The organism is Xanthomonas arboricola pv. juglandis, assembly GCF_905367715.1.
GTDB classification, from domain to species: Bacteria; Pseudomonadota; Gammaproteobacteria; order Xanthomonadales; family Xanthomonadaceae; genus Xanthomonas; species Xanthomonas arboricola.
This window is the reverse complement of sequence record NZ_HG999362.1, coordinates 2,113,554-2,138,557: the sequence shown is the minus strand read 5'-3', so window position 1 is coordinate 2,138,557 and position 25,004 is coordinate 2,113,554. Positions and strand designations below refer to the sequence as shown.

At 64.8% G+C, this 25,004-nt stretch carries 26 protein-coding genes and 2 tRNA genes; 6 read left to right on the top strand and 22 right to left on the bottom strand.

What is annotated here, in order from left to right; all coding sequences use genetic code 11:
* Positions 1 to 77: transfer RNA gene (locus KHN93_RS09490), tRNA-Arg, on the top strand.
* 109 nt (positions 78 to 186) lie between these two features.
* Positions 187 to 263: transfer RNA gene (locus KHN93_RS09485), tRNA-Arg, on the top strand.
* Positions 264 to 410: 147 nt separating this feature from the next.
* Here the strand turns inward: KHN93_RS09485 and KHN93_RS09480 are convergent.
* Positions 411 to 1,403, bottom strand: coding sequence for a DedA family protein/thiosulfate sulfurtransferase GlpE (locus KHN93_RS09480; protein ID WP_212579481.1), 993 nt, complete (start codon positions 1,401 to 1,403; stop codon positions 411 to 413).
* Positions 1,404 to 1,447: 44 nt separating this feature from the next.
* Positions 1,448 to 2,392, bottom strand: coding sequence for a LysR family transcriptional regulator (locus tag KHN93_RS09475; protein ID WP_212579480.1), 945 nt, complete (start codon positions 2,390 to 2,392; stop codon positions 1,448 to 1,450).
* Positions 2,393 to 2,525: 133 nt separating this feature from the next.
* On the opposite strand from KHN93_RS09475, the gene KHN93_RS09470 reads away from it, so the two are divergent.
* Positions 2,526 to 3,227: a pirin family protein gene (locus tag KHN93_RS09470; RefSeq protein WP_212579479.1), complete on the top strand. Its 702-nt coding sequence runs from the start codon at positions 2,526 to 2,528 to the stop codon at positions 3,225 to 3,227.
* Positions 3,228 to 3,426: 199 nt separating this feature from the next.
* Here KHN93_RS09470 and KHN93_RS09465 read toward each other — a convergent pair whose 3' ends face one another.
* Positions 3,427 to 5,406: a methyl-accepting chemotaxis protein gene (locus tag KHN93_RS09465; RefSeq protein ID WP_244812247.1), complete on the bottom strand. Its 1,980-nt coding sequence runs from the start codon at positions 5,404 to 5,406 to the stop codon at positions 3,427 to 3,429.
* A gap of 381 nt (positions 5,407 to 5,787) precedes the next feature.
* Here KHN93_RS09465 and KHN93_RS09460 point away from each other — a divergent pair, with 381 nt between their 5' ends.
* On the top strand, positions 5,788 to 6,954 hold the full coding sequence (locus tag KHN93_RS09460) for a tyrosine-type recombinase/integrase (protein WP_212579478.1): 1,167 nt from the start codon (positions 5,788 to 5,790) through the stop codon (positions 6,952 to 6,954).
* A 24-nt stretch (positions 6,955 to 6,978) separates the two neighbouring features.
* Here KHN93_RS09460 and KHN93_RS09455 read toward each other — a convergent pair whose 3' ends face one another.
* Genes KHN93_RS09455 through KHN93_RS09445 form a run of 3 tightly spaced genes read right to left on the bottom strand, consistent with a single transcriptional unit; the run spans position 6,979 to position 8,444 of the window.
* Complete coding sequence (locus KHN93_RS09455; protein WP_212579477.1) at positions 6,979 to 7,281, bottom strand: hypothetical protein; 303 nt, start codon at positions 7,279 to 7,281, stop codon at positions 6,979 to 6,981.
* 2 nt (positions 7,282 to 7,283) lie between these two features.
* Positions 7,284 to 8,210 (bottom strand): SOS response-associated peptidase family protein, encoded by a 927-nt coding sequence (locus tag KHN93_RS09450; protein ID WP_212579476.1) that lies wholly within the window; start codon positions 8,208 to 8,210, stop codon positions 7,284 to 7,286.
* Between the two features lie 9 nt (positions 8,211 to 8,219).
* Positions 8,220 to 8,444, bottom strand: coding sequence for a hypothetical protein (locus KHN93_RS09445; protein ID WP_212579475.1), 225 nt, complete (start codon positions 8,442 to 8,444; stop codon positions 8,220 to 8,222).
* 59 nt (positions 8,445 to 8,503) lie between these two features.
* On the opposite strand from KHN93_RS09445, the gene KHN93_RS09440 reads away from it, so the two are divergent.
* Together KHN93_RS09440 and KHN93_RS09435 are read left to right on the top strand one after the other, a co-directional pair.
* Positions 8,504 to 8,707 (top strand): hypothetical protein, encoded by a 204-nt coding sequence (locus KHN93_RS09440; RefSeq protein ID WP_212579474.1) that lies wholly within the window; start codon positions 8,504 to 8,506, stop codon positions 8,705 to 8,707.
* Positions 8,708 to 8,969: 262 nt separating this feature from the next.
* Positions 8,970 to 9,416, top strand: coding sequence for a hypothetical protein (locus tag KHN93_RS09435; RefSeq protein WP_212579473.1), 447 nt, complete (start codon positions 8,970 to 8,972; stop codon positions 9,414 to 9,416).
* Between the two features lie 26 nt (positions 9,417 to 9,442).
* Here KHN93_RS09435 and KHN93_RS09430 read toward each other — a convergent pair whose 3' ends face one another.
* From KHN93_RS09430 to KHN93_RS09355, 16 genes are all read right to left on the bottom strand, one after another.
* Entirely contained in the window at positions 9,443 to 9,814 is a 372-nt protein-coding gene (locus tag KHN93_RS09430) for a BLUF domain-containing protein (protein WP_244812246.1), read from the bottom strand.
* Between the two features lie 209 nt (positions 9,815 to 10,023).
* Positions 10,024 to 10,674, bottom strand: a complete 651-nt coding sequence (locus KHN93_RS09425; protein ID WP_212579471.1) for a hypothetical protein — start codon at positions 10,672 to 10,674, stop codon at positions 10,024 to 10,026.
* 2 nt (positions 10,675 to 10,676) lie between these two features.
* The gene (locus KHN93_RS09420) at positions 10,677 to 11,354 is read right to left on the bottom strand and encodes a hypothetical protein (protein WP_212579470.1); all 678 of its coding nucleotides are present in this window, start codon (positions 11,352 to 11,354) and stop codon (positions 10,677 to 10,679) included.
* A 1-nt stretch (position 11,355) separates the two neighbouring features.
* Positions 11,356 to 11,667 (bottom strand): hypothetical protein, encoded by a 312-nt coding sequence (locus KHN93_RS09415; RefSeq protein WP_212579469.1) that lies wholly within the window; start codon positions 11,665 to 11,667, stop codon positions 11,356 to 11,358.
* The gene (locus KHN93_RS09410; RefSeq protein WP_244812230.1) at positions 11,664 to 16,283 is read right to left on the bottom strand and encodes a host specificity factor TipJ family phage tail protein; all 4,620 of its coding nucleotides are present in this window, start codon (positions 16,281 to 16,283) and stop codon (positions 11,664 to 11,666) included. The genes KHN93_RS09415 and KHN93_RS09410 overlap by 4 nt, the downstream gene beginning before the upstream one ends.
* Entirely contained in the window at positions 16,274 to 16,666 is a 393-nt protein-coding gene (locus KHN93_RS09405; RefSeq protein ID WP_104533695.1) for an NlpC/P60 family protein, read from the bottom strand. The genes KHN93_RS09410 and KHN93_RS09405 overlap by 10 nt, the downstream gene beginning before the upstream one ends.
* Entirely contained in the window at positions 16,666 to 17,127 is a 462-nt protein-coding gene (locus KHN93_RS09400; RefSeq protein WP_102256212.1) for a DUF1833 family protein, read from the bottom strand. Before KHN93_RS09400 ends, KHN93_RS09405 begins: the two co-directional genes overlap by 1 nt.
* A complete protein-coding gene (locus KHN93_RS09395; RefSeq protein ID WP_212579468.1) occupies positions 17,124 to 17,480 on the bottom strand; it encodes a hypothetical protein in 357 nt (118 codons plus the stop codon). Before KHN93_RS09395 ends, KHN93_RS09400 begins: the two co-directional genes overlap by 4 nt.
* Positions 17,480 to 20,227 carry a phage tail length tape measure family protein gene (locus KHN93_RS09390; protein WP_244812229.1) on the bottom strand — a complete coding sequence of 916 codons (2,748 nt, stop codon included), beginning with the start codon at positions 20,225 to 20,227 and terminating at the stop codon, positions 17,480 to 17,482. Before KHN93_RS09390 ends, KHN93_RS09395 begins: the two co-directional genes overlap by 1 nt.
* A 206-nt stretch (positions 20,228 to 20,433) precedes the next feature.
* Positions 20,434 to 20,913: a hypothetical protein gene (locus KHN93_RS09385; RefSeq protein WP_212579466.1), complete on the bottom strand. Its 480-nt coding sequence runs from the start codon at positions 20,911 to 20,913 to the stop codon at positions 20,434 to 20,436.
* Positions 20,910 to 21,653, bottom strand: a complete 744-nt coding sequence (locus KHN93_RS09380) for a phage tail tube protein (RefSeq protein ID WP_212579465.1) — start codon at positions 21,651 to 21,653, stop codon at positions 20,910 to 20,912. Before KHN93_RS09380 ends, KHN93_RS09385 begins: the two co-directional genes overlap by 4 nt.
* 39 nt (positions 21,654 to 21,692) lie before the next feature.
* On the bottom strand, positions 21,693 to 22,124 hold the full coding sequence (locus KHN93_RS09375; protein WP_212579464.1) for a hypothetical protein: 432 nt from the start codon (positions 22,122 to 22,124) through the stop codon (positions 21,693 to 21,695).
* The gene (locus KHN93_RS09370; RefSeq protein WP_212579463.1) at positions 22,117 to 22,437 is read right to left on the bottom strand and encodes a head-tail joining protein; all 321 of its coding nucleotides are present in this window, start codon (positions 22,435 to 22,437) and stop codon (positions 22,117 to 22,119) included. The genes KHN93_RS09375 and KHN93_RS09370 overlap by 8 nt, the downstream gene beginning before the upstream one ends.
* The gene (locus tag KHN93_RS09365) at positions 22,434 to 23,210 is read right to left on the bottom strand and encodes a hypothetical protein (protein WP_212579462.1); all 777 of its coding nucleotides are present in this window, start codon (positions 23,208 to 23,210) and stop codon (positions 22,434 to 22,436) included. Before KHN93_RS09365 ends, KHN93_RS09370 begins: the two co-directional genes overlap by 4 nt.
* Positions 23,211 to 23,257: 47 nt before the next feature.
* Entirely contained in the window at positions 23,258 to 24,262 is a 1,005-nt protein-coding gene (locus tag KHN93_RS09360) for a major capsid protein (RefSeq protein WP_212579461.1), read from the bottom strand.
* 70 nt (positions 24,263 to 24,332) lie between these two features.
* Positions 24,333 to 25,004, bottom strand: coding sequence for a head decoration protein (locus tag KHN93_RS09355; RefSeq protein ID WP_033482660.1), 672 nt, complete (start codon positions 25,002 to 25,004; stop codon positions 24,333 to 24,335).

The window sequence follows — 25,004 nt, the reverse complement described above, 5'->3', positions numbered from 1 at the left end:
GCGCCCGTAGCTCAGTTGGATAGAGTACCTGGCTACGAACCAGGCGGTCGGGAGTTCGAATCTCTCCGGGCGCACCATCTTCAGAACAATAAGAGACAGCCTTCAACCGCTGTCTTTTTAGTTACAAGGGTCTGATCGCATTGCGACGGATCTGCAAGTTGGGAATGCAAGTCAAAACAAGATAATGCGCCCGTAGCTCAGTTGGATAGAGTACCTGGCTACGAACCAGGCGGTCGGGAGTTCGAATCTCTCCGGGCGCACCAATCTTGAAGAAAACGACCAGCTTGCTGGTCTTTTTTTTGCCTGTCGTTCGAGTGCACGGCGTGGCTGCGCTGTTACCACGCAGCGAATGCAAAGCAGCAGGTGCCAAAGACCACCATGCGCGCCGCAGAACATCGCGTCACAGCCAGTCAGGCCATCGCACCCAGCACATTGGTCCTGGCAACCACCGCCACCGGCAGCAGCGAGGTCACCGGATGCCCGGCGTCGCGCCATGCATCCAGCCCACCCAGCAGCGGCCGCACATCGCGATAGCCGCGCTCGCGCATCCGACCAGCCAACCACGCCGCCGACACCTCGTCCGGACACGCACAGTAGATCACCACGCTGCGATCGCGCGGCACGCTGGCCAGGATCTGCGCGAGCTGACGCTCGTCGGCAAACACCGCGCCGGGAATCGTGTACGGCTGCAGATCGCGGTGGCCCGGCGCACGGATGTCCAGCACCGTCGGCCGTAGCGCTTCGTCGCCATCGAGCAGCGGCACCAGCTCGTCCACCGCGATACGCGCGTGCTCCAGCGAGCGCAGCAAGGCATGCCGCCGCCACCAACGCCAGCCGACGTAGCAGGCCAGCAACACGGCCAGCACGGCAACGGCACCGGAGCCCAGATCCGACAGCAACGCGAGCACGTCCTGCACCTGATGCGCGAACAGCGCGCCCAGGCTCAGCCCGACGAACGCCCACAGCGACGCACCCAGGGCGTCGTAGCGCAGGAATGCCGCCGGGCGCACCCGCATCGCACCGGCCATCGGCACCGAGACCATCGACAGACCGGGCACGAACTTGGCCACCGCCAATACCCGCACACCCCAGCGCGAGAAGAACCGCTCGGTCTTCTTCATGCAGGTATCGCGCGACAGCGACAGCCGGCACAGCGACTGCAGGGTGCGATTGCCGAAACGGCGGCCGGCCAGATACCAGGCCAGGTCACCGAGCAGACTCGCCAGCACCGACACTGCCAACGCCAGCAATCCGGCCAGCCAGGCGTCGCTCCCGCCCTGCAGCGCGTAGCCGGCACCGACCAGCACCAGGGTCGGCAGCGCCGGTACCGGCAGGCCCAGCGACAACGCCAGCACGTTGGCAAAGACCAGCGCCAATCCGTACTGTTCGATCAAGCCTTGCATGCGGCGACCCTGCGCGACGGCGAGGGCCCATTATCCGCCCTTCCTCACGCACGCGGCTGCCCGGCGGCGACGGAACGATACGTTTCGGCAAGCGACTGCAACCAGCCATCGAACAGTCCATCGCGGCGCAGTGCGCGCCGCCACCAGCCCAATGCCTCGCCCTCCTCGCCCGGCCGCCACGCCAGGTAGAAGGTTTCATCAGGTTTACGGGTTTCCACCTGCAGCTCGCGCAGCCGCCCGTCCTGCAGCGCGCCGCGCGCATACGGCTCGGGCAGAAAACCGTAGCCGGCACCGGCCAGCTGCAGCTGCAGCTTGGCCTGCATGTCCGGCACGGTGAGCACATCGCGCGCGGAGAGCAGGCCGACCGTGCGTGGCAGCAGACGCCGCGCCGAATCCGCCACCGCGATCGCACGATGTTCGGCCAGCTCGGCCGCGCCCAGCAGGCCGGCGCCCGCCAGCGGATGCGTGGAGGCCACCGCGAACACGAAGCCCAGCGTGCCGATCGCCTCGGCGACATAGCCGCCACCGCTCGGCCCCTCGCCCGCCGCCACGATCAGGTCCACGCGCCGATCCAGCAACGCCTCCCAGCTGCCGGACAAGGATTCGCTCACCACGCGCAGGCGGGTGCTGTCGGCCACCGTGTAGAAGTCCAGGATCTGCGTCTGCAGCAAGGCCACCGGCAGGATCGCATCCAGCCCGATCGCAAAGTCCGACTCCCAACCCGACGCCACCCGCCGCACCCGCACCTCCAGCTCCTGCGCGGCCCGCAGCAGCTGCCGCCCCTCGCGCAGCAGTTCGCGCCCGGCCTGGGTCGGTGTCGCCTTGGGGCCGACCCGCTCGAACAGCTGCACACCCAGATCGTCCTCCAGCTTGGAGACCGTGTAGGAAATCGTCGACGGCACCTTGAACAACACCCTGGACGCGGCCGTGAACGAGCCGCGGCGGTCGATCGCATCCAGGATCTGCAACGCTTCCAGGCTGATTTTCATTGTTCGATTTTTTCGATGGTAGCGACCAAATCTACTCGCTTTTTGGCGCCGGCGCGGAGGTAGAGACTAGCCATCAAGCCGCCGGGACACCGATTCATTCCCTGGCGACACCAACCCTTCAAGGAGAAGCAGCATGTTGAATGTCCGCAAGAGCGAAACCCGTGGCCGCGCCGAACATGGCTGGCTGTCCTCGCGCCATACCTTCTCCTTCGCCAGTTACCACGACCCGCGCCACATGGGCATCGGCCCGCTGCGGGTGATCAACGAAGACAAGGTGATCCCGGGCGAAGGCTTCGGCACCCACGCCCACCGCGACATGGAGATCATTTCCTACGTGCTGGGCGGCGCGCTGGAGCACAAGGACAGCATGGGCACCGGCTCGGTGCTGCACTACGGCGACGTGCAGCGCATGAGCGCCGGCAGCGGCGTCACCCACAGCGAGTTCAATCACTCCGCCAGCGAACCGGTGCACTTCCTGCAGATCTGGGTGATGCCCGAGCGCAGCGGCATCGAGCCCAGCTACGAGGAGAAGCATTTCGATGCCGACAGCAAGCGCAACCAGCTGCGCCTGATCGCCTCGCCCGGCGGCGAGCACGGCTCGCTGCGCCTGCACCAGGATGCGCGCCTGTATGCCTCGATCCTCGATGGCGAGGTGCGCCTGCAGCAGCCACTGGCCGACGGCCGCATCGGCTACGTGCAGGTGGCGCGCGGCAGCCTGAGCGTCAATGGCCAGGCGCTGTCGGCCGGTGATGCGCTGCAGATCACCGATGAGCCGGAGATCGTGCTGGCCGATGCGCGCGATGCGGAAGTGCTGGTGTTCGATCTGCCGAAGTAAGCGACACCAGCTCAGCACGCAGCGTGCCGCCGACACGCCGGCACGCTGCACACTCGAGAGTTGCCGATATCAAAAAGCCCGCTTCCGGCGGGCTTTTTTTGTGCTCAAGCAACGCTGATTGCAGGACACCTGCGATGACGCGGCCACGCTTGACGCGACGCATCGCCAACACCACGCAGTACTGCATCACTGCGCGAGATCACGCCGCCTGCGGCCTGGCAGGCCTGGCAAGCGACGTGCTCGGGGTCTCGCTGCGCACGACAGCCGCCGCTGCGGCGCTATCGCTATCGCCATCACCATCGCCATTGACCAGAGCAAACAGCGCGTCGGCATCGGCTTCCAGCACACGCGCCGAGCGCGCCAGATCGTCGACCATCTGCGCCTGGTCGCGCGCCTGCACACCGATCGATTGCAGCGCGGTGTTGGCGGTGGAAATGTCCCGCGCCTGCTCCTGACTGGCAGCGGCAATCTGCTCCACGGTGGCGGTAACCCGCAGCACCGAACCGACCATGTCCTGCATCACCGCCCCGGCCTGCTCGGCCAGGCGCGAACCATCGCCCACCTGGTCGGTCGCGTTGTCGATCAAGCCACGAATTTCCTTTGCCGAGACACTGCAGCGCTGCGCCAGGCTACGCACCTCGGTCGCCACCACGGCAAATCCACGCCCCTGCTCGCCAGCGCGTGCCGCTTCCACGGCTGCATTCAAGGCCAGGATATTGGTCTGGAACGCGATGCCGTCGATCACCTCGATGATCTGGCCGATACGGTCGGTGGCCGCGCGAATACCGGCGGTGGTCTTGACCATGTCGGCGATGACGGTGGCGCCGCGCCGTGCCACATCGGCCGATGCCTCGGCCATGCGCTGCGCCGAACCGGCGCTGTCGGAATTGCTGCGTACGGTCTCTGCCAGCTGATCGATGGTGGTCGAGGTCTGCGCCACGGCCGCCGACTGCGTGGACGAGCGGCTCACCAGTTCCTGGTTGCTGACCGAAATATGGTGCGCCTCGCGCTGCACGTTCTGCGCAATGCTCATGGTCTGCTGCATCAACTGATGCATGCGCTCGGCCGAGCGCACCTGATCGGTGACATCGGTGGCGTACTTGACCACCTTGTACGGGCGTCCGGACACATCCAGGATCGGGTTATAGGACGCCTGGATCCACACTGGACTGCCGTCCTTGCGCAGCCGACGGTAGCGGCCCGCATCGAACTGCCCACGCGCCAGCTTCGCCCAGAAATGCCGATAGTCCTCGGAGGCGCCATAGCTTGCGTCCACGAAGATGCGGTGATGCTGGCCGATCGCCTCCTCGGCGGAGTACCCCAAAATGGCCAGGAAATTGTCGTTGGCACTCAGCACGCGCCCTTGCAGATCGAATTCGATCACGCCCATCACCTTGTCGATGGCCTGGATGCGTCCATCGGCGTCGGCCGAATCGATCACCTGGCGGGTCACGTCGGTGGCGTACTTGACCACCTTGTACGGCCGCCCGTGCTCGTCGAGCACCGGGTTGTAGGACGCCTGGATCCACACCTCGCTGCCGTCCTTGTTGAGGCGCTTGTAGCGCCCCGCGTCGAACGCGCCGCGCCCGAGCTTGTCCCAGAACGCGCGATAGGCCGCCGACTGACGCGTTTGCGCGTCCACGAACATGCCATGGTGCTTGCCGCGGATCTCATCGAGCCGGTAGCCCATCACCGCAAGGAAATTCTCGTTGGCATCGAGCACCGTGCCATCCAGCGAAAACTCGATGACCGCCATGACCTTGTCGATCGCATCGATGCGGCCTTCGAAGTCGGCGGTCTGGCGCACCTGCGTGGTGATGTCGGTGGCGTACTTGATCACCCGGTAGGCCTTGCCCGCGCGATCCAGCAACGGGTTGTAGGAAGCGTTGATCCACACCTCGCGCCCGTTCTTGTCCAGCCGGCAGAACCGCCCGGCATTGAAGTCGCCGCGACGCAGCGCCTGCCAGAACTGTCGATAGCCTTCGCTGTCGCGGTCGCTGGGGGTCACGAACATGTGGTGATGCTGACCGACGACTTCGTCCAGCCGGTAGCCCATCAGCGACAGGAAATTCTGGTTCGCATGCAGGATGCGGCCATCCAGATCGAACTCGATCACCGCCATCACCCGGTCCACCGCATCGGCCTTGTGCTGCAGCCCACGGCTCAGTGAAGAAAACAGGCGTCCAAGCAGCGGCGGCAGGCGCATCGGGGTGAGATCCGAGAGAGGTGTCACAGCCTTAGCGACCCGTGCCCGGCTTACTTGAATCGCCGCCTGCAGCGCGTTCGTGGCAGTTCAGATGCTGCGGCCGGCACAGCCGCCGGCGTTACTCCAGCGATGCCACTGCAGACCGTCATTGACCTGCCGGCACAAATGAAAACGCCCGCAAATCAGGGATTTGCGGGCGTCTAGAACACTGGCGGAGCGAGAGGCCGATATTGCTTTCTCACTCTCCATCACGCTGTATCACGTTGCTTATGTCTCAAGGTCTGCGACGCTCTATTCGCATCATGCTGACTCACGCAATCGCACGTCGAAACATGGGACAAAGCATGGGGCAGCATGGCTAGGCCCACGAACCGATTAAGTGCCAGAGCGGCACAAACCATCGCCGGGAAAGGCTACCACGCTGACGGTGGAGGCCTCTATTTGCTCGTGGGTCCATCCGGGGCGAAGTCCTGGGTCTTCAGATTCCAACTGCGTGGCCGCCGGCGGGAGATGGGACTGGGGTCCACCGCTCTGGTTACTCTGCTGGAGGCGCGTCGCGCGGTCGTCGACCACAGGCGTACGCTCCTGGAAGGCCGTGACCCCATCACCGCCCGCGTGCAGGCCAGGTCGGTCGGACTGACGTTTGGCGAGTGCGCCGATGCGCTCATTGAAAGCCAGAAGGCCGGTTGGAAGAACGACGCCCAGGCGGAGCAATGGACGCAGTCGCTGCGAGATCACGGGCCGGCGCGGGACATGCCCGTGGCTGATATCGACACGGCGCACGTGATGGCTTGCCTGCGGCAGATCTGGACCACCAAGACAGAGACCGCGTCGCGCCTGCGAGCGCGCATCGAGCGCGTGCTCGACTGGGCGAAGGTGCATGGCCACCGCCAGGGCGACAACCCGGCGCGCTGGCGCGGACATCTGGACAATCTGCTGCCCAGACCGAGCAAGGTGCGCAAGCCCCAGCACCACGCGGCGATGCCCTACGGTGATGCGCCGGCCTTCATGGCCCGGCTGCGCGAGCGCGACGCCCGTAGCCGGCGCGCGCTTCAGTTCACCATCCTCACCGCGGCGCGGACTGAAGAGGTGACCGGATCGAGCTGGGATGAGTTCGACCTGGCCGCCGGCATGTGGTCTATCCCGGCCGAGCGCATGAAGGGCGGCCGTGACCACTTCGTGCCGCTGTCGACCGCCGCACTGACGATCCTGCGCGGCCTGGATCGCAAGCTGCCACCGTTCGCGATGTCCGAGAACACCATGCTGTACCTGGTGCAGAAGCCGGCGCCCAAGGGCTTCGGCCTGCCCTTCACCGTGCATGGTTTCCGGTCGTGCTTCCGCGATTGGGCAGCAGAGACGCAGGACACGCCTGGCGAGGTCGTAGAGATGGCGCTGGCGCATGCGATCCGAAACAAGGCCGAGGCCGCTTACCGGCGTGGCGCGCTCATCGACAAGAGGCGGGTGCTGATGCAGGCGTGGGCAGACTACCTCATTCCAGTGGGCGACCCCGCGCAGATCTGATGTCCACGAAGGTGTCCTTTGCCGCTATCCGGCGCCACAGTGCTTTGGCCAAGCAGCCTCGATCTGCGCAACCTCAGCTCTCAATCGGGTCTCGTGACGGCACACCCACTGCTCAGCGCCCGCCATGCCAGCCTCAAAGCTGCTGCAGTCGCGTCGTCGCGCTGGGCGATCTATGTTCTGCAGGTGATAGTCGAGATAGATGTACCACGCCCCATTGTCGACCCGTCGCTCCATTCGGGCGACACCGGTCAGGCTCAGCGCGAGCTTGCGGGGCACACCTTCCTGCCCGATGAATACCGTCGTCCAGTAGAACCCTTCGGGCAGCATGCCTATGCCGCCAGCCGGTGCTCGTAGAACGGGTGCCGCTTGTCGTCGAAGATTGCCTGTAGCGCGTCCAGGTTGCGCGGGTCTGGATTGAGCCAGGCGTCGACGTGCTCCGGCTTGATGTTGATGATCGTCCGGTCATGGCCAGCGGCGGCGACCTCGGGCTCCGGCTCATCGGTGATCGCGGCGAACGACAGCAGGTCGGGTTCGACGCCTTCGGGATCGCGCCAGTGCGACCAAAGGCACGCCACCAGCATCGGCTCGCCGGTGCGCGGCACGAACTCGATGCGCTGGTTTTGCCCGTCTGGGCCTTCGACGTTCTCGTAGAACCGGTCGGCCACCATCAACCCGTGGGTGTAGCCAAACTGCCGGCGCCAGAACCCTTCCAGGTTGTCCCGGCGGGCGTTGTATGTGCCGGGAAATTTTCGGTCGTACATTGCCGGCGTGCCTGCCGGGCGGCACTGGTAGCGCATCGGCTTGACGACACGCTGGCCGTTCTCGACCACCAGCACCGGGCAATAGACGCCCGGGAATATCCGGCTGTCGTCCTGGCCGCGCGTGCCATTAAGCGTGTCGAGGCGCCGCTGGGCCTGCTGGATCTTGTTCGTGCCGATGCGCACGTCGTCGCGTGCCTTCTTCGTCTCCCTGACCTGCAGCGCCCGCTCGGCATCGCCGACACGGCGCTTCTGGTCGAAGATCTCACGGGTGAGCGTGTCAGCCTCTGCCGCATCCGCCGCACGCAGGTTCTCCTGCAGCTCGGGCGGGCCGATCTCCAGCAACTCACGCACCATCGCACGTGGCGCCTTGATGCGCCGCGCCTGGGCGCCCTCGCCCCACCAGAAGGTTTTTACGTAGGTGTCGATGTCCATAACGGCGCCGAACGCCCGCTGGAACTCTTTGAACTCGGCTCGGATTAGCGCGGAGTAACACATGGCCGCCTCTCAACAGTCGCGGTCGGGATCTTCGAGCCCATGCCAGGCCAAGATCTCATCGAGCCGCCGGGAGACGAATTGGGCATCGTCGCCCGTGACGGCACCGTCGCCGACGACGTCCGCCATCCCCGCAAAGGCCTGCCAGAAGTGGCAACGGTCGGGGCTGTTTGCAAGCAGCGCAGGCACGGCCGCGTCCAGGTTGTCGAGGTGGGTTCGGAGTTGGGCTCTGTCCATGCCCGGAGTATCGGCACGGCCGTCTCAGGGCGTGAGACAGGTGGCCGTAGACTGCGCGCATGGACACCACCACCCCCAGCCTCTTCGAACAGCTGCAGCAGCGGCTGGCGTGCGCTTCCGAGCCGCTGGAAGTGCTCAACCAGTTCGAAGCGGAGCTGCTGTATGCGTTCCCCGCCGAGGCAACGGCGATTGTCGAGCTGGTCGCGTCCTGGGGGCATCGTCTGGGCGTGCTCACACACGACGACCTTCAAGGCTACGTCTAGAGTGCCGGCTTGGCGCTGCTCAGGCGCTCCCGGGTTGAGCGACCAGCGGTCCCGGGTCCGGCAACTGAAGATTGGCAGCGATATGGGATTCACCATATCGGCATGGTCCCCACAGCCGCGTCGGATTTCTCCGACCGCGCGCGGCGTGCAGGCATAGCTCAAATGAACGTTTTTTTGCGTGTGTTGGCCATGCATCTTGGCCTTGCGCCGAGATGGCCTCGGGCCGCCGGTACTGACCGGCGCAGCACATTCGGAGAAAGTAATGCACGCACTGTTGATCACCGCCGCCGCGGCGCTTATGGGCGTCGCCATCCCTGCCGCCGCTGGCGAAACCAGCCACTTCGACCGCACCGTCCAGCTATATGAGGAAACGTCCACCGTCGGCGAGACGCTGGATGCATTCGTCACCCGCATCGCGCCGCGCGCCCGCGCAGCCTCGGTGACTTCCCGAACGATCGTGTGCGGACAGATCCAGGGCGCCGGCCCCTACACCCTGGCGCTCAAAACCGACGGGCGAAAGGAGTGGTGCGAGGTACCGAAGACCGCCGCGCCCTATGTGCTGGTCAACGGCATCGCGAAGGACGCGCGCGAGAACCACATCCCGGCCATCTATTACCGCCGGCCCGGCTACCTGATAACCCCCTGGAGCATCAAGTTTCAGGACCGCACCGGCGTGCGGCGCGTAGAAGCATCTCCGATGCTTAGGTAGCGGCCTGACTATGTCGCCTGCGCTGCCTAACTCACATCCCAGAAGGCAAGCAGCTGCCTTATTGCTTCCGGCTTGGTGCCCGCAGCCGCTAGAGCGATCCGTGTCCTATCCCAGCGCTGAGCGCTAATTTGAACGATTGAGCCAATCTCCACTTTGCGACAGGCCATTTGCCAACCAGGGAAATGGCGCTCCGTGATCGGGCCGTTGTACACCTCTGCAATCAGGTCGTGCCGACTCGATAGCTTGATGCGGTCGTAAATTTCCCGCACATTTGCCGGTGCTCCTTCGATGTACTGGAAGAAGCGCAGGCCATCATGCAACAGCACGCCAGTGACCCCCAGTCGCCCATTGCGTGCGCTGGCCGAGACCAATAGGCGATCGATCTCAGCGACGGACATCGGTCGGCGGACCTCGCTCACATAGGCAACGGCATACAAGGGCAAATTTTTCAAAGAGTTCTACCTCGCGCTGGCCAGAATCTATCCGATGGGTGCGGACGAGATCGCACCGGGATGTCCATGGGCCGGGTGGGACGCAAGTATCGCGCCGGCAGTGAGGATCAACAAGATTCGTTGCTGAACTCGTACGGCTTTCGCCGACGCGCTCGTTACGCTGCGGTCCGTTCGACTGTCACGAGACTGGCTGCTACCGCACTGTCCGTTGCAGCCTTGATCAGCGCCTGGAGTTTCCAACCGGCCAGCTCCTGCGTCGCCTCCGCGCCGGGATATCGGATGGCGTAGGTCGGCGCGATCAGGTCAGCGATGGGCGCCGCCAGCACGCCGAGGGCGGCGCCGCGATCCTCGACCTGGAACGTCACGGTGCCGGTGTCGTTGATCGGGTTCCAGATGATCGTGATCTGCTGCGCGAGCGGGTCCGCATCCGGGTCCGGTGTCACCACGTTCGCATCATAGGCGGCGCGGGTTGCTGCCTTGATGCCCAGCAGCAGATGCACACCGGGTTCGGTGACAGTCTCGCCCGCCACCTCCACGACCGCGCCGGTCGCTGAGTCAGTATCGGTCGTCGAGGGCGCAGTGATCTCGTAGCTGCGGCCGATCAGGTCGCTGATCTGCACCGTGAGCACGCGCAGGAAGAAGCGCTCCAGCGTCTGCGTCCAGCCATCGGGGTGAGGCTTGGTGGTCATCTGCTCGAGGTGGAACTCGACCGGTCCGTCATTGGTGGCCGGGTTCCATCGAATCTCGATGCGTGGCGACACGATCTTTGTCTGCGTGCCGAAGGTTGGGTTTTCGCTGATAAGCATGGTCAGTATCCAGTGACGTCGAGTATGGGAGCGCGCACCCAGGCCTGGCCGTAGTTGCCAGGGGGTGGCTGAGGGTTGTTGTCGGTGCCGGTGCGCAGATCCTGAGCTGTGTCGATGGTGGAAATGGATGCGACGTTGCCTTTGATGTTGACCACTCCCTTGCGCCAGAGCTGCTGCACCTGCCATTGCGGGCCGCCGCCAATCGGGCCGCCGATCGCCAGCATGATGTTGCCGGTGGAGCCGGCCAGCGCGGCATAGGTCCGCCCTGCCGGCAAGGTGATCGACCCGCCCTGATTGGCATTGCCCTGCAGCAGCGCCCGCACCTTCATGTACTTCAGCGTGGCGTCGAACACGACCTGATTGGTGGATGGGTTTCGCACCACGAAGTAGTTGCGCTGCCCGAACGTCGGCTCATCGAAGACGTAGGCGGTGAAACTCCCGCCTGTCGTCCAGCCTGTAAAGGTGAAGTTGCCACCGCTTTGGGTCCGCTGGGCGAGCACAGCATTGCTTTCGCCGAGAAATGCCAACGCGGGGTTCGTGCCGGCGACAGTCAGACTCCAGGCCTTCAGCACGCCGCTACCGCTAGGGGCGATGGTCTGCTTAGATGCGAGCGCCAGGTTCTTCCAGTCTTCCGAGATCACCACGCGGTTAGGGCCGGCGTTGATGCGAGCAAGAGCCACCTCAGAACCTCCCGTAAAACAGTGTGCCGCCTGCACGAGCGGTCAAGCTTGCAGACGGCGATGCCCAGCTGATCGTGTTTCCGTCGTCAGTGATCGACGGGAGCAAGCTATTGCCTGCTCCGCTATCTGCCACAAACCAGTAGTAGAGCTGGTTGGCACTGCCTGTGATCGGCACGGCCACCGAGCCGCTGCTACCGCTGGCGATAGCAATCGCGCCCATGTGCTGAGTAAGCAGGTCCGAGTCGGCTTGGTCGGTGACCTGCAACAGCACGACGTTGGTGGCCGCATCGGTGATTCGCAGAAACGTCGTCACACGCCCGCCCCGATGGCCACCACCTGCACACCGTTGGGCGCATAGCAGTAGATCTTGCCGTTGACGATCTCACTACGGCCCTGCCCGGCATCCACACCGATGAACCGCACTTTGTCGAAGGCAAAATCCAAGGTTGCTGTCTGGCCATTGTTGACCGAGCGTGCACCCGCAACACGACCATTTACGTCCAATGCCAGCGTCCAGGATGCCTGATAGCTCGCGACGCCGTTCTCGTTGACCGTCATCCTTGCCTCGAGCGACTGCGTGGCGGACACCATGCTGGGCACCGAGTTTTCGTCGGTGTACAAGGTCGAGACGGAACCGGTCTCCAGCTTCACGCGGCGAAAGCTGACATTGGCGTTGGTCTGCTCGCAGATAAGGCGCACCCGAATCGTGGCAGTGCCCGCAGCTGGAGGCGCCGACGCAACGATTCGCTGCCAGGCGCCGACGATGGACGAATCGCTGGCGACAGTGGCACCGCCCACCGGCTGCCCCGATGAGTTGAGGTAGCTCAGTTCAATGCGCGCAGTCCCAACAGAACTATTGCGGTACACGTCCGTTGCCACCGTGTAGGTGCCTGCGGGCGCGGCACGATCCTGCACCGCTGCGAGTCCGTTCGCAGTGGCCTGGTTGAAGCCAAACGCCAGGTAGTAACCGAACCGCGCCTCGTTGGCGATCGACATGCCCGTAGGCAACGTCCAGCCCAGAGCGCCCTGCGAGAACGTGGGATTGACCAGCATGTTGCCATTGACATTGGTCTTTGCCACAACGCCGGTGAGCGCTGTGCTGGTGGCCGTCGTCTCGTTGCCGATCTGGGTGACCCGGGAATTCAGCGCATTGACTGTGCTGGTGTCGGCCTTCCCGGCCACGGTCGCGTTCGTGCTATCAATTCGCTGGCCGAGCGCGGTGTCCCGATCTGCGCTTGCGGTCTCGACCGACGTCACGCTCGCCGATGTTGCCAGCGAGCCTGTGCCAGTCGGCATGCGCGCCTCAACGACGCCGATTCTCTGACCCAGCGCGCTATCTGCGTTGGTGCGTGCGGTTGCCTCCGACGTCACGCTTGCCGCCGTGGCGAGGCCGCCATTCCCGGCCGGCATCCGCGCCTCGACGACGCTGGTGCGCTGTCCCAATGCACCATCCGCACTTGCTCGCGCGGTCGCCTCGTCACTCACGGATGAGGACGTCGCAAGCTGTCCGTCCCCGGCGGGCAACCGCGCGACCACTGCTGCCAGGCGGGTGGATTCCGCCTCGAGCTCGTTCGCCGTCTGGTTGGCGATATCGAGGGCAGCGGCGACCGCTTCACCCGCGCTGGAGTAGTTGCCCACGTTCTGCCAGGTCGCCGGGTTGTCGGCCGGCATCACTCCGGAATTGGCCGCCCGCGCCCGATACAGGCGCCCGTCGTAGCGAACGAAGTCGCCCTCCGGGTAAGACGCGGTCGAGGTCCACTCGTCCGCATTGACCAGATCGCCCAAAGCAGCGTTCAGCGCGTCGGCGTGTGCGATCGCGTCATCGCGCGCCTTGTTTGCCGCAGCCAGCGCCTCCTCTGCGATCTGCCTGTCGCGCTCCGCCGCTTCCAGGAAGCCCTGGCGGATCTCCTCGGTGGTCTTGTCTATCGCCTGCTGCATCTCCTCTTGCAGCTCGCCCAGGTTCTTGCCCAGCGTCTTCGTGACGTACTTGGCCGCCACCGACAGCGTGCCGTTGGTGTTCCGGGCGCGGATGGCGAACGTCCACTTGCCCGAGGACGGGATGGGCGAGTCGAATGCACCGGTGTGGTAACCGCTGTCCCCTACCGGCGTCATGGCGTCCCACGCCGGCATCGGCGCACCCTGCGCTGGGGCCTGGGCGTAGCGGATCTCCGCGCCGGCCAGGTTGGCCGACTGGATGGTGTCGTTCCAGAAGCCCCAGGTGTAGCGCCGGATGCCGCCGGAGATCTCCTCCACGTCGAACAGGTCGTAGTTCACCGGCGGCGCGTCTGCGCCGATGGTCGTGAAGATCAGCGAGGCGCCCACGCCCATCTGCCCTTCCGGGCCGAACGGACGCACGTTGATGGTGTAGGTGCCGGCGCGCGGGATGCGCCACCGTGCCGTGCGCGTGCGTGTCTGCGCCACCTCCACCAGCTCGCCATTGCCGTCCGACGCCGAGGCGTACACCACGGCGTGATCGAACGGGCCGGTGATGTCGAAGGTGGCCACCAGATCGGTGGCAGTGACATCGCCGGTGGTGATCTGGTCCTCGCTGATTGCAAGGTTGCTGAGGATCGGCCTGGTTGCAAGCGATGAGCCATTTTCCGGCCGGATGTACTGACCGGTCTTGACGTAAATCCAGAACTCGGGGCCCTCCGGCACCACGTTGATGCTTGCGCCTTTGAGATCACTCTCCGGCTCGATCACCACCACGCGCGCGCGCAGGCCGGGTGTGGCCTTGAAGTCGTAGATCCACACCGTGTCATGGGCCGGGTTGTCCTGCCAGCCCCCCTGCACCATTGAGTCCGCATAACCCTCACCCGGCAGCGGCGCATCGTCCGGCCATTCTTCGACCAGTTGGATGGTGTCCGTCGCCTCGGTGAAGTTGCGCACGCGGAAGGTGCGATACACCGCCTCGCCCGGGATGCGCAGGCCGATAAAGGCGCTGCGCGCATCTGGCGGCGGGACTGGCTCGTCCAGCGTCAGCGTGACGGTGCCCAGCAGCGCGCTCCGCTCTGCCGCCACGATGCGCCCGCCGAATCCCCACTGCGTGAGGTCGTGGGAGATCGACAGCATCGACATGCGGCGATAGGACAGGTACTGCAAGTCCTGCGCAAAGCCGATGTCCTTGTACTGGAACAGGCTCTGCGCGAGGTGGTAGCGCGCCATCTCAGCCGCATGCGCCTCTCGGCCAATGCCCTCACCGGTCAGCCGCGCCGGGCTGATCATGTCTTCGACCTTGATGCCCGGTGCCGGCACGCGCAGCATTTCGACCTTCTTAGTCGTGCTGTCGAAGTAGCTGTACTCAATGCCGTCGGCAGCGCTGGCCAGCGTGTAGTCCACGCTGAAGCTGCCCTTCTTCATCTCAGCCATGTTGACCACGCCCGAGAGCGGCTGCTCGTCGGCGGCCCACACCACCGAAAGGCGACCGCCGGCCCAGGTAACCTGCCCCATGCCCGCCAGCGCGATCGCCTGCAGCACCTCGTCGTGGTTGCGCTCTTCGGTCAGCCAATAGTCGTAGGTGTAGCCGTTTGCCTCGCAGTGGGCCATGAAGCCCTGCAGCGACTCAATGTCGATCTCCTCGTCACTCTTGCCCATTCCGGCGATGAGCCTGCCGTTCTTGTCGTAATAGCCGCGGGCGTACTTAAGGATGTGGGCGCCGTTGTTGCTGGTCTCTTCGTTGACCCAGGAGCCGTTGCGCCACACCGGGATCGGCGCAGCGATGTGCTCGGCCACCAACTCATCGGGTTGGCCATTGAGCTGGCCGGTGCCCCTCATCAGGATGCCGCTGCGCGAAAGGCCGACGTACGTCGCGGTATCGGCCTGCACGCTGCCCATCGTCGACCACTGAAAGTCGTTTCGCTGGGTGTTATCGCCCTCGTAGTTGCCCTGCCCCAGGATGCGCACGCGCACGTCGTACTGGCCCTTGGCCACGTCCGCAGACAGCGTGGCGCGCTTGCTGACGTCCAGCTTGTCACCGGTGAACGTCTGCGTGGCAAGCGTGGTCCAGATCCCGGTGCCCGCAGGCGCGTACTGCACCTGCACAGTTTCGGAGACGTTGAAGGCCTTGCCCGAGGTGCCCACGCCGCCCAGCACGTATTCCAGGTTGATCTGGATGCGCACGGTGTCTGCGCTGGTGGTGCGCGTAACGAAATCGGCCGTATCCGGCAGCTCACCGCCATCGGTGGTGTCCACGTTGCTGTAAAGCGGGATGGTTTCGTCCGGCATCTGGCTATAGCCGGAGTGGTAGACGCTCACGCCCTCGTAGCTGGACAGCGGTGTGCCGGCATTGGTGAACACGCCCACGCGGCCCACGCCGATACCCGGCGTAAGCACCATGCCGATGTACTGGTTGTCGCCCTCGTAGAACGTGTAGGGCTTGCTGGCGAAGTCGGGGGCGATCGGCATGCGACCAAACAGCAGGCCCACCGGCTCATACGGGCGCAGACGGTTCCGCGGCGCTGCCAGGCTGTAAACCGTGCCGGCGGTACTCGGGCCAGTCGGACTTTCGACCTTCGGCCCCAGCGTTTTATTGATCAGGAGCGAGCCGGCAACAAAGGCTGCCGTGTATGCAACCGCTGCACCGGTAGTACCCAGCCCCGCAGCCCACGTCGCACCAGCGCCGCCAGTGAAGTAGATCAACGCGGCCATGGCCACGATGTACAGCGCATTCCTGCCGACAGCGCCGCGCACCTCAATGACCTGGCCATCCTTCGGATAGACGTAGGCCCACAGATGCCGCGGCACGACGCGCCCACCGATCGACACCGACCAGTCGCCCTGGTCCAGATCGATCACGTGCCGATGCAGGAAATCGCACAGGCGCTCGCCCGGCTGCAGGTCCATCGCGATGTGGCGCTGCCCTTCCAGCGTCACCGGATGCGGCGTCAGCACCAGCTGGCCGTTGCTCGCAGGCGTGGTCATCAGACCCATGTGTAATACCCCTCGATCCGTGCGCCGTAGTCCGGCAGCTCGCGCACCCGATGCAGCCAGCTGCTGCCGAGCGCGCTGGTTGTGTGAAGCACCCAACCCTCGTGGGCCAGGTAGAAGAAGACGCCGACGTGCCCGGGCCGGCTTTGGCCCTTGTCGAACATCAGCACCAGGTCGCCGTCGGCCGGCCTGTTGGTTGGCGCCGCATATGCACGGGACAACTCGCCTAGCGCCACCTGCCCTGCAGCACCACGCGGGCGCCGCGCCGGCACCTGCACGTCGCGGCCGAACAGCTCGCGCTGCACCTGCATCACCAGGTCGGCGCAGTCGTAGCTGTCAGCGTCGTACGGGATGTTGAGGAACCGCTCCACCTCGCTGGCCCGCATCAGAAGATCCCCGGCAGCGTGTGCGGATTCGCGCGCAGCTTTACCGCCTGCTGGCGCATGAAGAAGTCCACGCCAATCTGCGCGGTGATCAGCGGGCCGGCAGCGCGCACCTGTGTCAGCGGCAGGTAGAACCGCCGGGCGATGACGTCGGGCTGCACACGGTCCGTGATCAGGACACGGCACATCACCAGCTCGTTAGGCTGGACGCGCTCCAGATCCTCGGTAATGCCGCGACCCACGTTGTCCACTTCGAGCTGCGCGCGTGGTGTCTGCCCGGCCTGGTCAGCTGGCGGCGTAAACCGGAACCGGCAGCGGATGTAGAGGTTGCCATTGCTGACCCAGTCCTGCGTGTCGTTGACGATGCGCAGGACTGCACCAAACGATGGCGCGGTCATCTCCAATAGTTCGAGCGGTCCGTCGGTGTCGGTGACGCGCTGGCGGCGCTCCTGGAACGTGCTCATCGCAGGTACTCGATCTGCACGTCACATTGGTACGGGCGATCGACGCCTTCCACGGCGCGCAGCTCGCCAATGTCTCCGCCGATGAACTGCGCGGTGATTTGCTGTCCACTTCGCGGGTGCGCCATCGTGAACGTGCCGACAACCTTGATCACATCGAAGTACCAATCCAGGAATGCCGTGGCGTCATCCTCCGTGGAGAAATCGAAGGACAGCAGCAGATTCACCACCATCCGCGAGTTGATCCGCTCCTGTTTGGGCAGGCCGCGATCCATTTCCGTTCGATTGACTGAAGGCACGGGCCGCTCGCGGATGGCGTCGTAAAGCACGCCGACATAGCTCGGTAGGCTTGCCATCAGCGTCGCGGCCTTGTGTCGAAGCGGCTTTCGATGGCACCGGCCATCCGCCCGCCACTTGCAATGTCGGCAGCACCGATGTCGATGATCATCTTGCGCAGCTCACTGCCATCCGCACCGCGGCTGCGCTCTTCGCGCTGCTGCGTTGGTTGACCCGAATAGTTATTGATCTCCACAGCCATCTGGCCCCCACCGCGTCCGGCAGCGGGCATCACGGTTCTGCCAACCAATCCGCCCGCCGCATAACCTCGGCCGCTGCGTATCGTGCTGAGCAGGGAAAGAAATGCACCTGGTCCACCAATCGATGCGATATCGCGCTGGCTCAGCACGCCCTCGCCCTTGTGCACGACACCCGCCGGCTCGAACTTGCCGCCCGGCCCGGTGAAGCCGCCGGTGTCCCAGCCCTGCAGCGGGATCGTCTCGCGCTGTACGGCTCCCACCTGGCTGCCACCGAACACCCCACCCAGCAGGCTGGTGATCCCCTTGCGCACAGTGATCCGCGCAAAGTCAGCGATGATCGAGTTAGCCATGTCGGTGAAGCTGAGCTTGCCGGTCGTGGTGGCCTTGACCACCATGTCCTCAAACGAGGTCAGCGCCGACGTGGTGGCACTTTCCACCGCACCGGCCGCGTTGCTCGCCTCATCGCGGTAGTTTGCCCAGGCAGCCGCCGCTCCCCTGCCCCAATCGGCCTGCGCTGCCGACATGCGCACGTACCCATCGCGGATCACCTGCACACGGCGCTCGGTAGCTTCACGCACCGCCGCCTCTTCGGCCGCGGCAGTCGCTTCATCGATTCGCCCAGTGTTCTTCTGCAGAGCGAGCTCGGTGAGCCGCTGCGCTTGCTCCCGGTAGACGCCGTTGAGGCGCTGCTGGATCTCGAACTCGCGATCGCCTGCGCCAACCCGGGCGATCATGGCGTCCATGTCCTCCTGCAGCGCATCGGTGCTGGCGTTGAGGGCTGCCTTGTAGGAAGTCAGTGCGTCCTCGCGCTGCTTCTTCAGCTTGCTCTCTTCGGTGGACAACACCTGCAGGGCCGCGGCGCCCTCGGTGCGCACCTTGGCCAGCTGCGCCTCCAGCTCGCCAACCTGCTTATTGACGTCGATCGACTGCTTGCCGCTGACGTTGCGGCTGTTGAGGTAGTCGATCTGCTTCTGCAGCGACTGCGCCTCTGCGGCAGTGCCCCGCTCGGCCAGCTCACGCATGCGCTGGTAATAGGTCTCGGCCGTCACCTCACGCGCCTGGTACTGCGCCTGCAGCACCTTGGTGCTGGTGGCGATCTGCGCCTGCTCGGCGGTGAACGCATCCTTGATGCTTTGCAGGCCTGCAGAGCGGCTGACAGTTGCGAGACTTGTGGCGCCCCGCGCGCCCTTCGCGGCATCCGCTTTGCGCAACGCCTGCTCGCGTTCGGCAAGCAGCTTGGCGTCCGTCACGCCCTCCTTCGCCGCATCCTCCCGCATCTGCTTGATGCGGCCCTCCAGGTCGAGCGTCTTGCCCAGCTGACGGTTTGTCTCCTCTTGGAACTTCAGGCGTGCCCGCGCTTGCTCAGAGTCGACGGTGGGCGCTTGATCGACCGTTTTGACCACGTTGGAAAAGTCCGGCCCGGCCGCGCTTTCCAGCGCGCCCTTGGATGCCTTGATGAGGCTGCCCAGCGCACCCAGCGAATTGAGCATGCCGCCGCCGATCGTCTGGCCAGCGGTGCTCTTATTGGCCTGATCCTCCTTCTGGGCGATCTCGTCCAACAGCCCCGAGTAACGAGCAAGCCCACCGACGACGCCACCTGAGTTGGCTAATGCGGCGCTCAGCCTTTTCCAGACGACACTGTTGCCGAGCGCGTCCTGCTTGGAGATCACGCGGTCCAGCAGATCGGCGTATTTCTCGACCTCGCCCCAGGCGCCAGAAGCCTCGTCCTTGATGCTGGTCCACGCCTTGGACATCGCCGGCATGTCCGTCTGAGCGCGCCGCGCCACGCTCTCCAGGTGCGAGTCGTAGAGCTGGACTGCCTCAGCAACAGCCTGCTGCTTGTTGCCTTCTTCGACCAGGGTATTGATGCGGTCCAACTGTGTCTGGGTAAGGAAGTGCTCGGTCTCGTTGAGCTTAAGCAGCGCCTCGACCGGATCCTTGCGGATGTCCTCGAACTTGGCGATCGTTTCGTCGATCGCCTGCCCGGTCGCGGCCTGCATCAGTGCAGCGCTGGCCGCGACCCGGTCGAACTGCTCTCCGGTGAATTTTCCGGACTCGGCAACCTTGAGCACCGCCTCGCGAGCACTGCCCAGGGAAACACCGTCCAGCTGATCCAGCTTCGAAACCAAGCCCTCCAGCTGGCCAGTGGACGCAGCGGCGTAGTTTCCGGTGGCAAGCAGCGCCTTGCTAAAAGCGAAGGATCTATCCTCGCCCTGCTTCCAGGCCAAAGCTACTGCTGCCACGGCGGCGGCGGTGATCGTCAGCGGATTAACCAGCCCGAGCAGCGCGGAGGAAACGCCCGAGAGCGCAGGCCCGACGCCGCCAAAGCTGTCCTTGATCTGGCCACCCTGCTGCACAAGCACCGTGAAGAAGGGCATGCCACCCTGCAAGCTGGTGAAAATGTCGGTGAACTGTGCGGGCAGCTGTCGCATAGCCGCTGCCGTCTGACCAGCAGAGATGCCCAGTTGCGAAACCGGGTTGTTTGCCGGCAGCGGCTGACTGGCCTGTTTCTGCACAGCCGCAAGCTGGCCGCGCAGCAACGCGAGGCCCTGCTTGATGTCGTTCACGTCCGCACTGATGCGAACACGCAGGTTTGCGGATTGGTCTGCCATTTAGCGTGTCAGGTCCTTCAGGTACTTCGTAAAGGCGGCGGGCTCAGCACCCATCGCCATCCGCACGGCCTGCGCCGTGGATGCTTCGCGCATCAGCAGCTGCTCGCGGTCATCGCGCACAGCTGCTGCAGCAAATGCCCTGGCTTGAGCCTGGGTGTAGGTCAGGACGTCTCGCCGCTGATGTCCGCGGGCGACGAGGAAGTGGACGAGATCGGCCCATCCGGTTGCGCCTGCTTCATTCCCACCGCTTCGATCGCCTTGCCGGCGGCTCGCATCAGGCTCGGCAGGCGCTGGCCGAAAAAATCTTCATTGAGCTCCACTACCGCCTCGACGAGCGCAGCGGCATCTGCCAGAGAGGCGCCGGCAACCCATGCTTCCGGCTTGCCTGCCACGATGGCGCCGCCCTTTGCGAATGCAGCAGCATCCTGCTCGAGCACATCCATCAGCAGAGCGGCCACCTCGATGGTGGCGCCTGCACTGACCAGGCTCGCAGCGAGGATGACCCGGCCGAGGATCGGCCGGGTTGCTTTCATGAAGGGGCCGATCTGCGCCAGTGTCAGCGGCGTCACTTCCAGCTGCTCACCACGAAAGATGATCAGGCGGCTGGGCGGCGTGATCACGTCGATGTCGTCAGCGCTCATTCCTGGATGTCCACGGTGAAGTACTGCGACAGGCCTGCACCCTTGCTGGTGTCGGCCAGCAGAGCGCCAGTCACTTCGCCGGAGCCGTACTCTTCGCCGATCAGGCCCAGCTGCGCCATCACGCCGCCGCTGACCTTGTGCGCATGCACGCGCACTTCTTTGCCGCTGCGCGCCTCGTTGAGGCCCAGGAACAGCACCTCGTACTGCTTCTGGCTGGTGGTCAGTGCTTCCACCCGCTTTGCTGCACCGTGCGAGTACGCGATGGTCAGGTTGGCAGCTCCGTTAACGGGCGCAGGGATGTCGCTATCCGCCGGAATGAACAGGCCGCCATCGCGGAGTTCGTAATCGGCGCCTGCGTCGTAGGTGGTCGTACCGGCAGGGTTCTTCACCGAGGTGATCGCAGTAGCACGGCGTGCCAGGGGAATAAAGCCGCCCGGATATGCCACCACCGCCTCGGCAACCACGTTACCAGCTGCAACCGTCGTCACCGTTCCGCGCAGTGCCCGGGCGAAGTTGGCCGGTGCAAAGTCGTGGAAGGTGTAGGCCATCTGCACCTCGGTCACACGGTCGACGCGGTTGCGCGTACCGCCGCCGGGCTTCGTGTGGTCCGCCAGCGTGATGGTGTTCGTCTGCGGGCTGAAGTTCAGCGCGCTGACGTTGCCGACCTCTTCGAAGGGAGCGGCCGCGGCGAACTCGCGGATGAGGACCTTGCCGCTGCCCAGGTAGCTGTAATCGTCCATCGTGTATTGCCTCTGTGGTGATGCCGCTTGGGCGGCGGGTTACTTGGGGATGTGGGATTGGTAGGACACGACGGCCCCCACCCAGCCGGCACCGGCATCGGGCTTCACGGGTTCCATCGATAGGTACTGCGGGAATTCGATGCCGACCGGGTATTTCCCCTGCTGATCCGACATCGCCTCTTCTACGTCCGAGATGGCGGCATCCAGCGCGGCCTGTGCTTCATCCAGCGCGGCGGGCACCTTGACGACCACCACCACCGTCGTCAGCCGATGCGTCCGCACCAGCGCGGCCTGGCTTGCTCGCTGCTGTTTGGTCACAAGCACCGTCAAAACGGCAGCCTCGTCAGCATCGACTTGGCCCGGCTCAAGGGTGAAGGCAAGCCCGACATCGGTCGAAAAGCCATTCGCCTTGGTGATCCGCTGCACGCATGCGCCGATGGCGGCGCGCAGCTGCTGCCGCGGGCTAGCCATTGGCGACCACCCACTGGCTGATCGACTCGTCCTGCCGGATCCGCTGGTCAAGCACGAACACCTCACCGTCCAGTGCCAGGCGTGCAAAACGAACCGGCTCCACCTCCGCCCGCTGGAAAGTGACGAGCGTTTGGGGCGCGCTCACCGGAGCTTCGTCGTCGCCGAAGTTGGCGACATCGCGGTCGATGGTGACCGTGCACGGCAGTTGGGCGCCGCCAGGGGCTGTGTAGACAGCCCTGTCCGCGAGGCCGGCGCCGTTGAATACGGCAAACGCTGTGGCATCGAAGCGGCACAGAAAATCGCGCTGGCTCATCGTTGCACCTTGGTGATTGCGGTCTGGATGGCCTTCTCCAGCTCACGGTTGAAATAGAACGGCATCAGCTTGTGCCAGGTGCGCTGGGCCAGCCCGAAGATGTCGTAGCGCGGCTTGTAGGTCGCCTGCTTGGTGAAAATGAAGATGCTTCGGACGGCGCTGCCGAACCCGGTATTGATGCGCTCGTAGATGCCAGGTTTGAGGCGGCCTCGTTGCTTCGTAATGGCGAAGTACTGCCCCCCACGCTTTTTCCGCGATTGCCGGCGCCGCACACTGACGCTGCTCTCCCGGTTTTCGTTCTGGTAGCGGTCGCGTTGCGCCTGCAGCTGCGACAAGATCGCCGTCACCTGGCTGCCGCGCACGTTGCCGTACTGGTCTGGGGTGGCGCCGCGGCCGATCACTGCGAACTGTCCTGCCGGCATGAGCCCTTTGGCCTGCAGTAGTACTTCGATACCCTTCTTTCGACGGCTACCGCCTTCCACCTCGGCAAGCAGGTACTTGGCTGGCGGCGTGCCCTTGAAGGCCTCGTCGCGCAGGAAAATCTCGGCGAAAAGACGCTGCTTCGTCGCCTTGCGGTACATCGCCGCATTGATGGTCAGCGGCGCGGGGCTATCGAAGACACGGGGCGCGGTGCGTTTCCACGTCTCCCGAATTTCGAATGCGGTGGCATTACATGCCTGGACGATTGCGAAGGGCAATTGATCACGCTCGAGCGCGGTGAACTGCCGGCCGAGCATGTTGTCGGCGTCGACATCGATCTTGATCTGGCTCATGCGTCCCTCAGCGCAGCCCGGCGCGCATCACGCGCCGGGCTACTTGATCAGGCGTTGCCGCTGGCCTTCAGGCGGATCACCGCACGCGGGCGGGTGTTGAGGTTGATCGGGTTGGACTGGCTCTCCATGTCCACACCCTTGTTCATCCGCAGCGGCTCGAGCTTGGTGTAGTACGGCAGGCCGATGCCCTTGACCGTCTCCATGTAGTCCGCCGGCGCGAACCGGGTGATGAACATATCGGGCACACCGAGCGGGAACGCCAGCGCTTCGCCGGCCGGAATGAACGGCTGATTGCCCAGGCCGCCGACCATCTCTTCATAGACCACGCCGCCCAGTTCGAAGCCAGCGCGGACGTCATTGCGCAGCGCCGCGCCGTCCTGCCAGCGCGCGTAGGCGTCACGCACGTCTTTGTGATCGATCAGCGCATCGAAGAACTCCGGGCTGCACAGGACACGTACGCCGCTGTAGGGAACGCCACCCAGTTCGAGCTCGATGGCGCGCTTGACCGCCAGCGACTTGCTGCGCACCTTGGTGGCATCGGTCCCCAGGCCGAAGGGGATGGTGACCTGCTCCACGCCGAACTCGTCGTACATGTCCCAGATCACCGAGCCGTCGGCATCGAGCACCTGGCCGCGGATGGCGCCGATGCGGTGGTACTCGATGGTGTAGTCGACGTCGCGGCGGTGAATGACCTGCAGCGCGTTGATGACTGCCGCAACGCTCTCGCCCGCAGGATCATCGTCACGCACCACATTCAGCAGCTCGTCGGCCATGACCGTCGAGCGCTGCGGCAGATGCGCGGTCTCGAAGATCCGGACGTTGCCACGGGCAAGCGCCTTGGGCTGCGCCGGCGCGCCGCGCGGAACATTCGGCACCAGCACCAGCTTTGCGCCGTTGATGCCGACCTTGACGATGTTGGTGCCGACCAGACCCGCTTCGGTGAACAGGCCGAGCTGCGCGATGCGCGTGGGCGTCGCCGGCAGATTGTTGACATAGGCGTTCAGAGCGCCAGGGCTCAAAACACCAAGTGCCAGGAGGGTTTGCAGATCCATGATTGGTTTCCTTGAGGCAAATAGAAAGCCCCGCTTTCGCGGGGCTGGAGTGGTGCCGAATGCGGGTTGATCAGGCCGCGGCGGTGATCACGATCTCGTCGCTGACGTCGGAGGTCAGCCCGGCCGATGCAGCGGTCAGGGTGAAGGTGCCGGCCACGCTGAAGGACACGGTCGGCCAGGTCACCACACCGTCGACCGCAGCCTTGGCGCCGCCACCGGTGAGCGCCCCGCCGCCCGCGGTCTTGGTCAGGGTGACCGATGCAGCGCTGCCGTTGACCAATGCACCGAACACATCCTTGATGTGCGCGACCACTGGCCCGATGGGCGCGCCAGCGGCACCGCCGACGGGCACCTGGACGAACTCGATGTGGTGCGCGGCACCCGACTTGATCGGCACGAACGTCCAGCGGACCGAAATGCCGGCCTGCTCCAGGCTCTGCACGGCCAGCAGCTTTTCATCGGCAGTGGTGTCGCTAGCCCAGCTCAACAGCTCGCCGTGCACCTCCGCGTCGCGGGCGATCGCCGTGGCCTTGACGGCCTCGGTCGACGCGTCGACCGCGCCATACAGGACCTTGACCGCGTCGGCGCCGTCGGCGGCCTTCGTGTTATCGGCCTTGAGCAGCGTGCCGGCGACCAGGTTGCCCTGGCCAGCGGGAATGACGATCAGCTCGCGGCTGCGCTGGCCGTTGCTTTCGGACAGCAGAAACTCGGCGTTACGGACGCCATTGATGTAAAGCTCCAT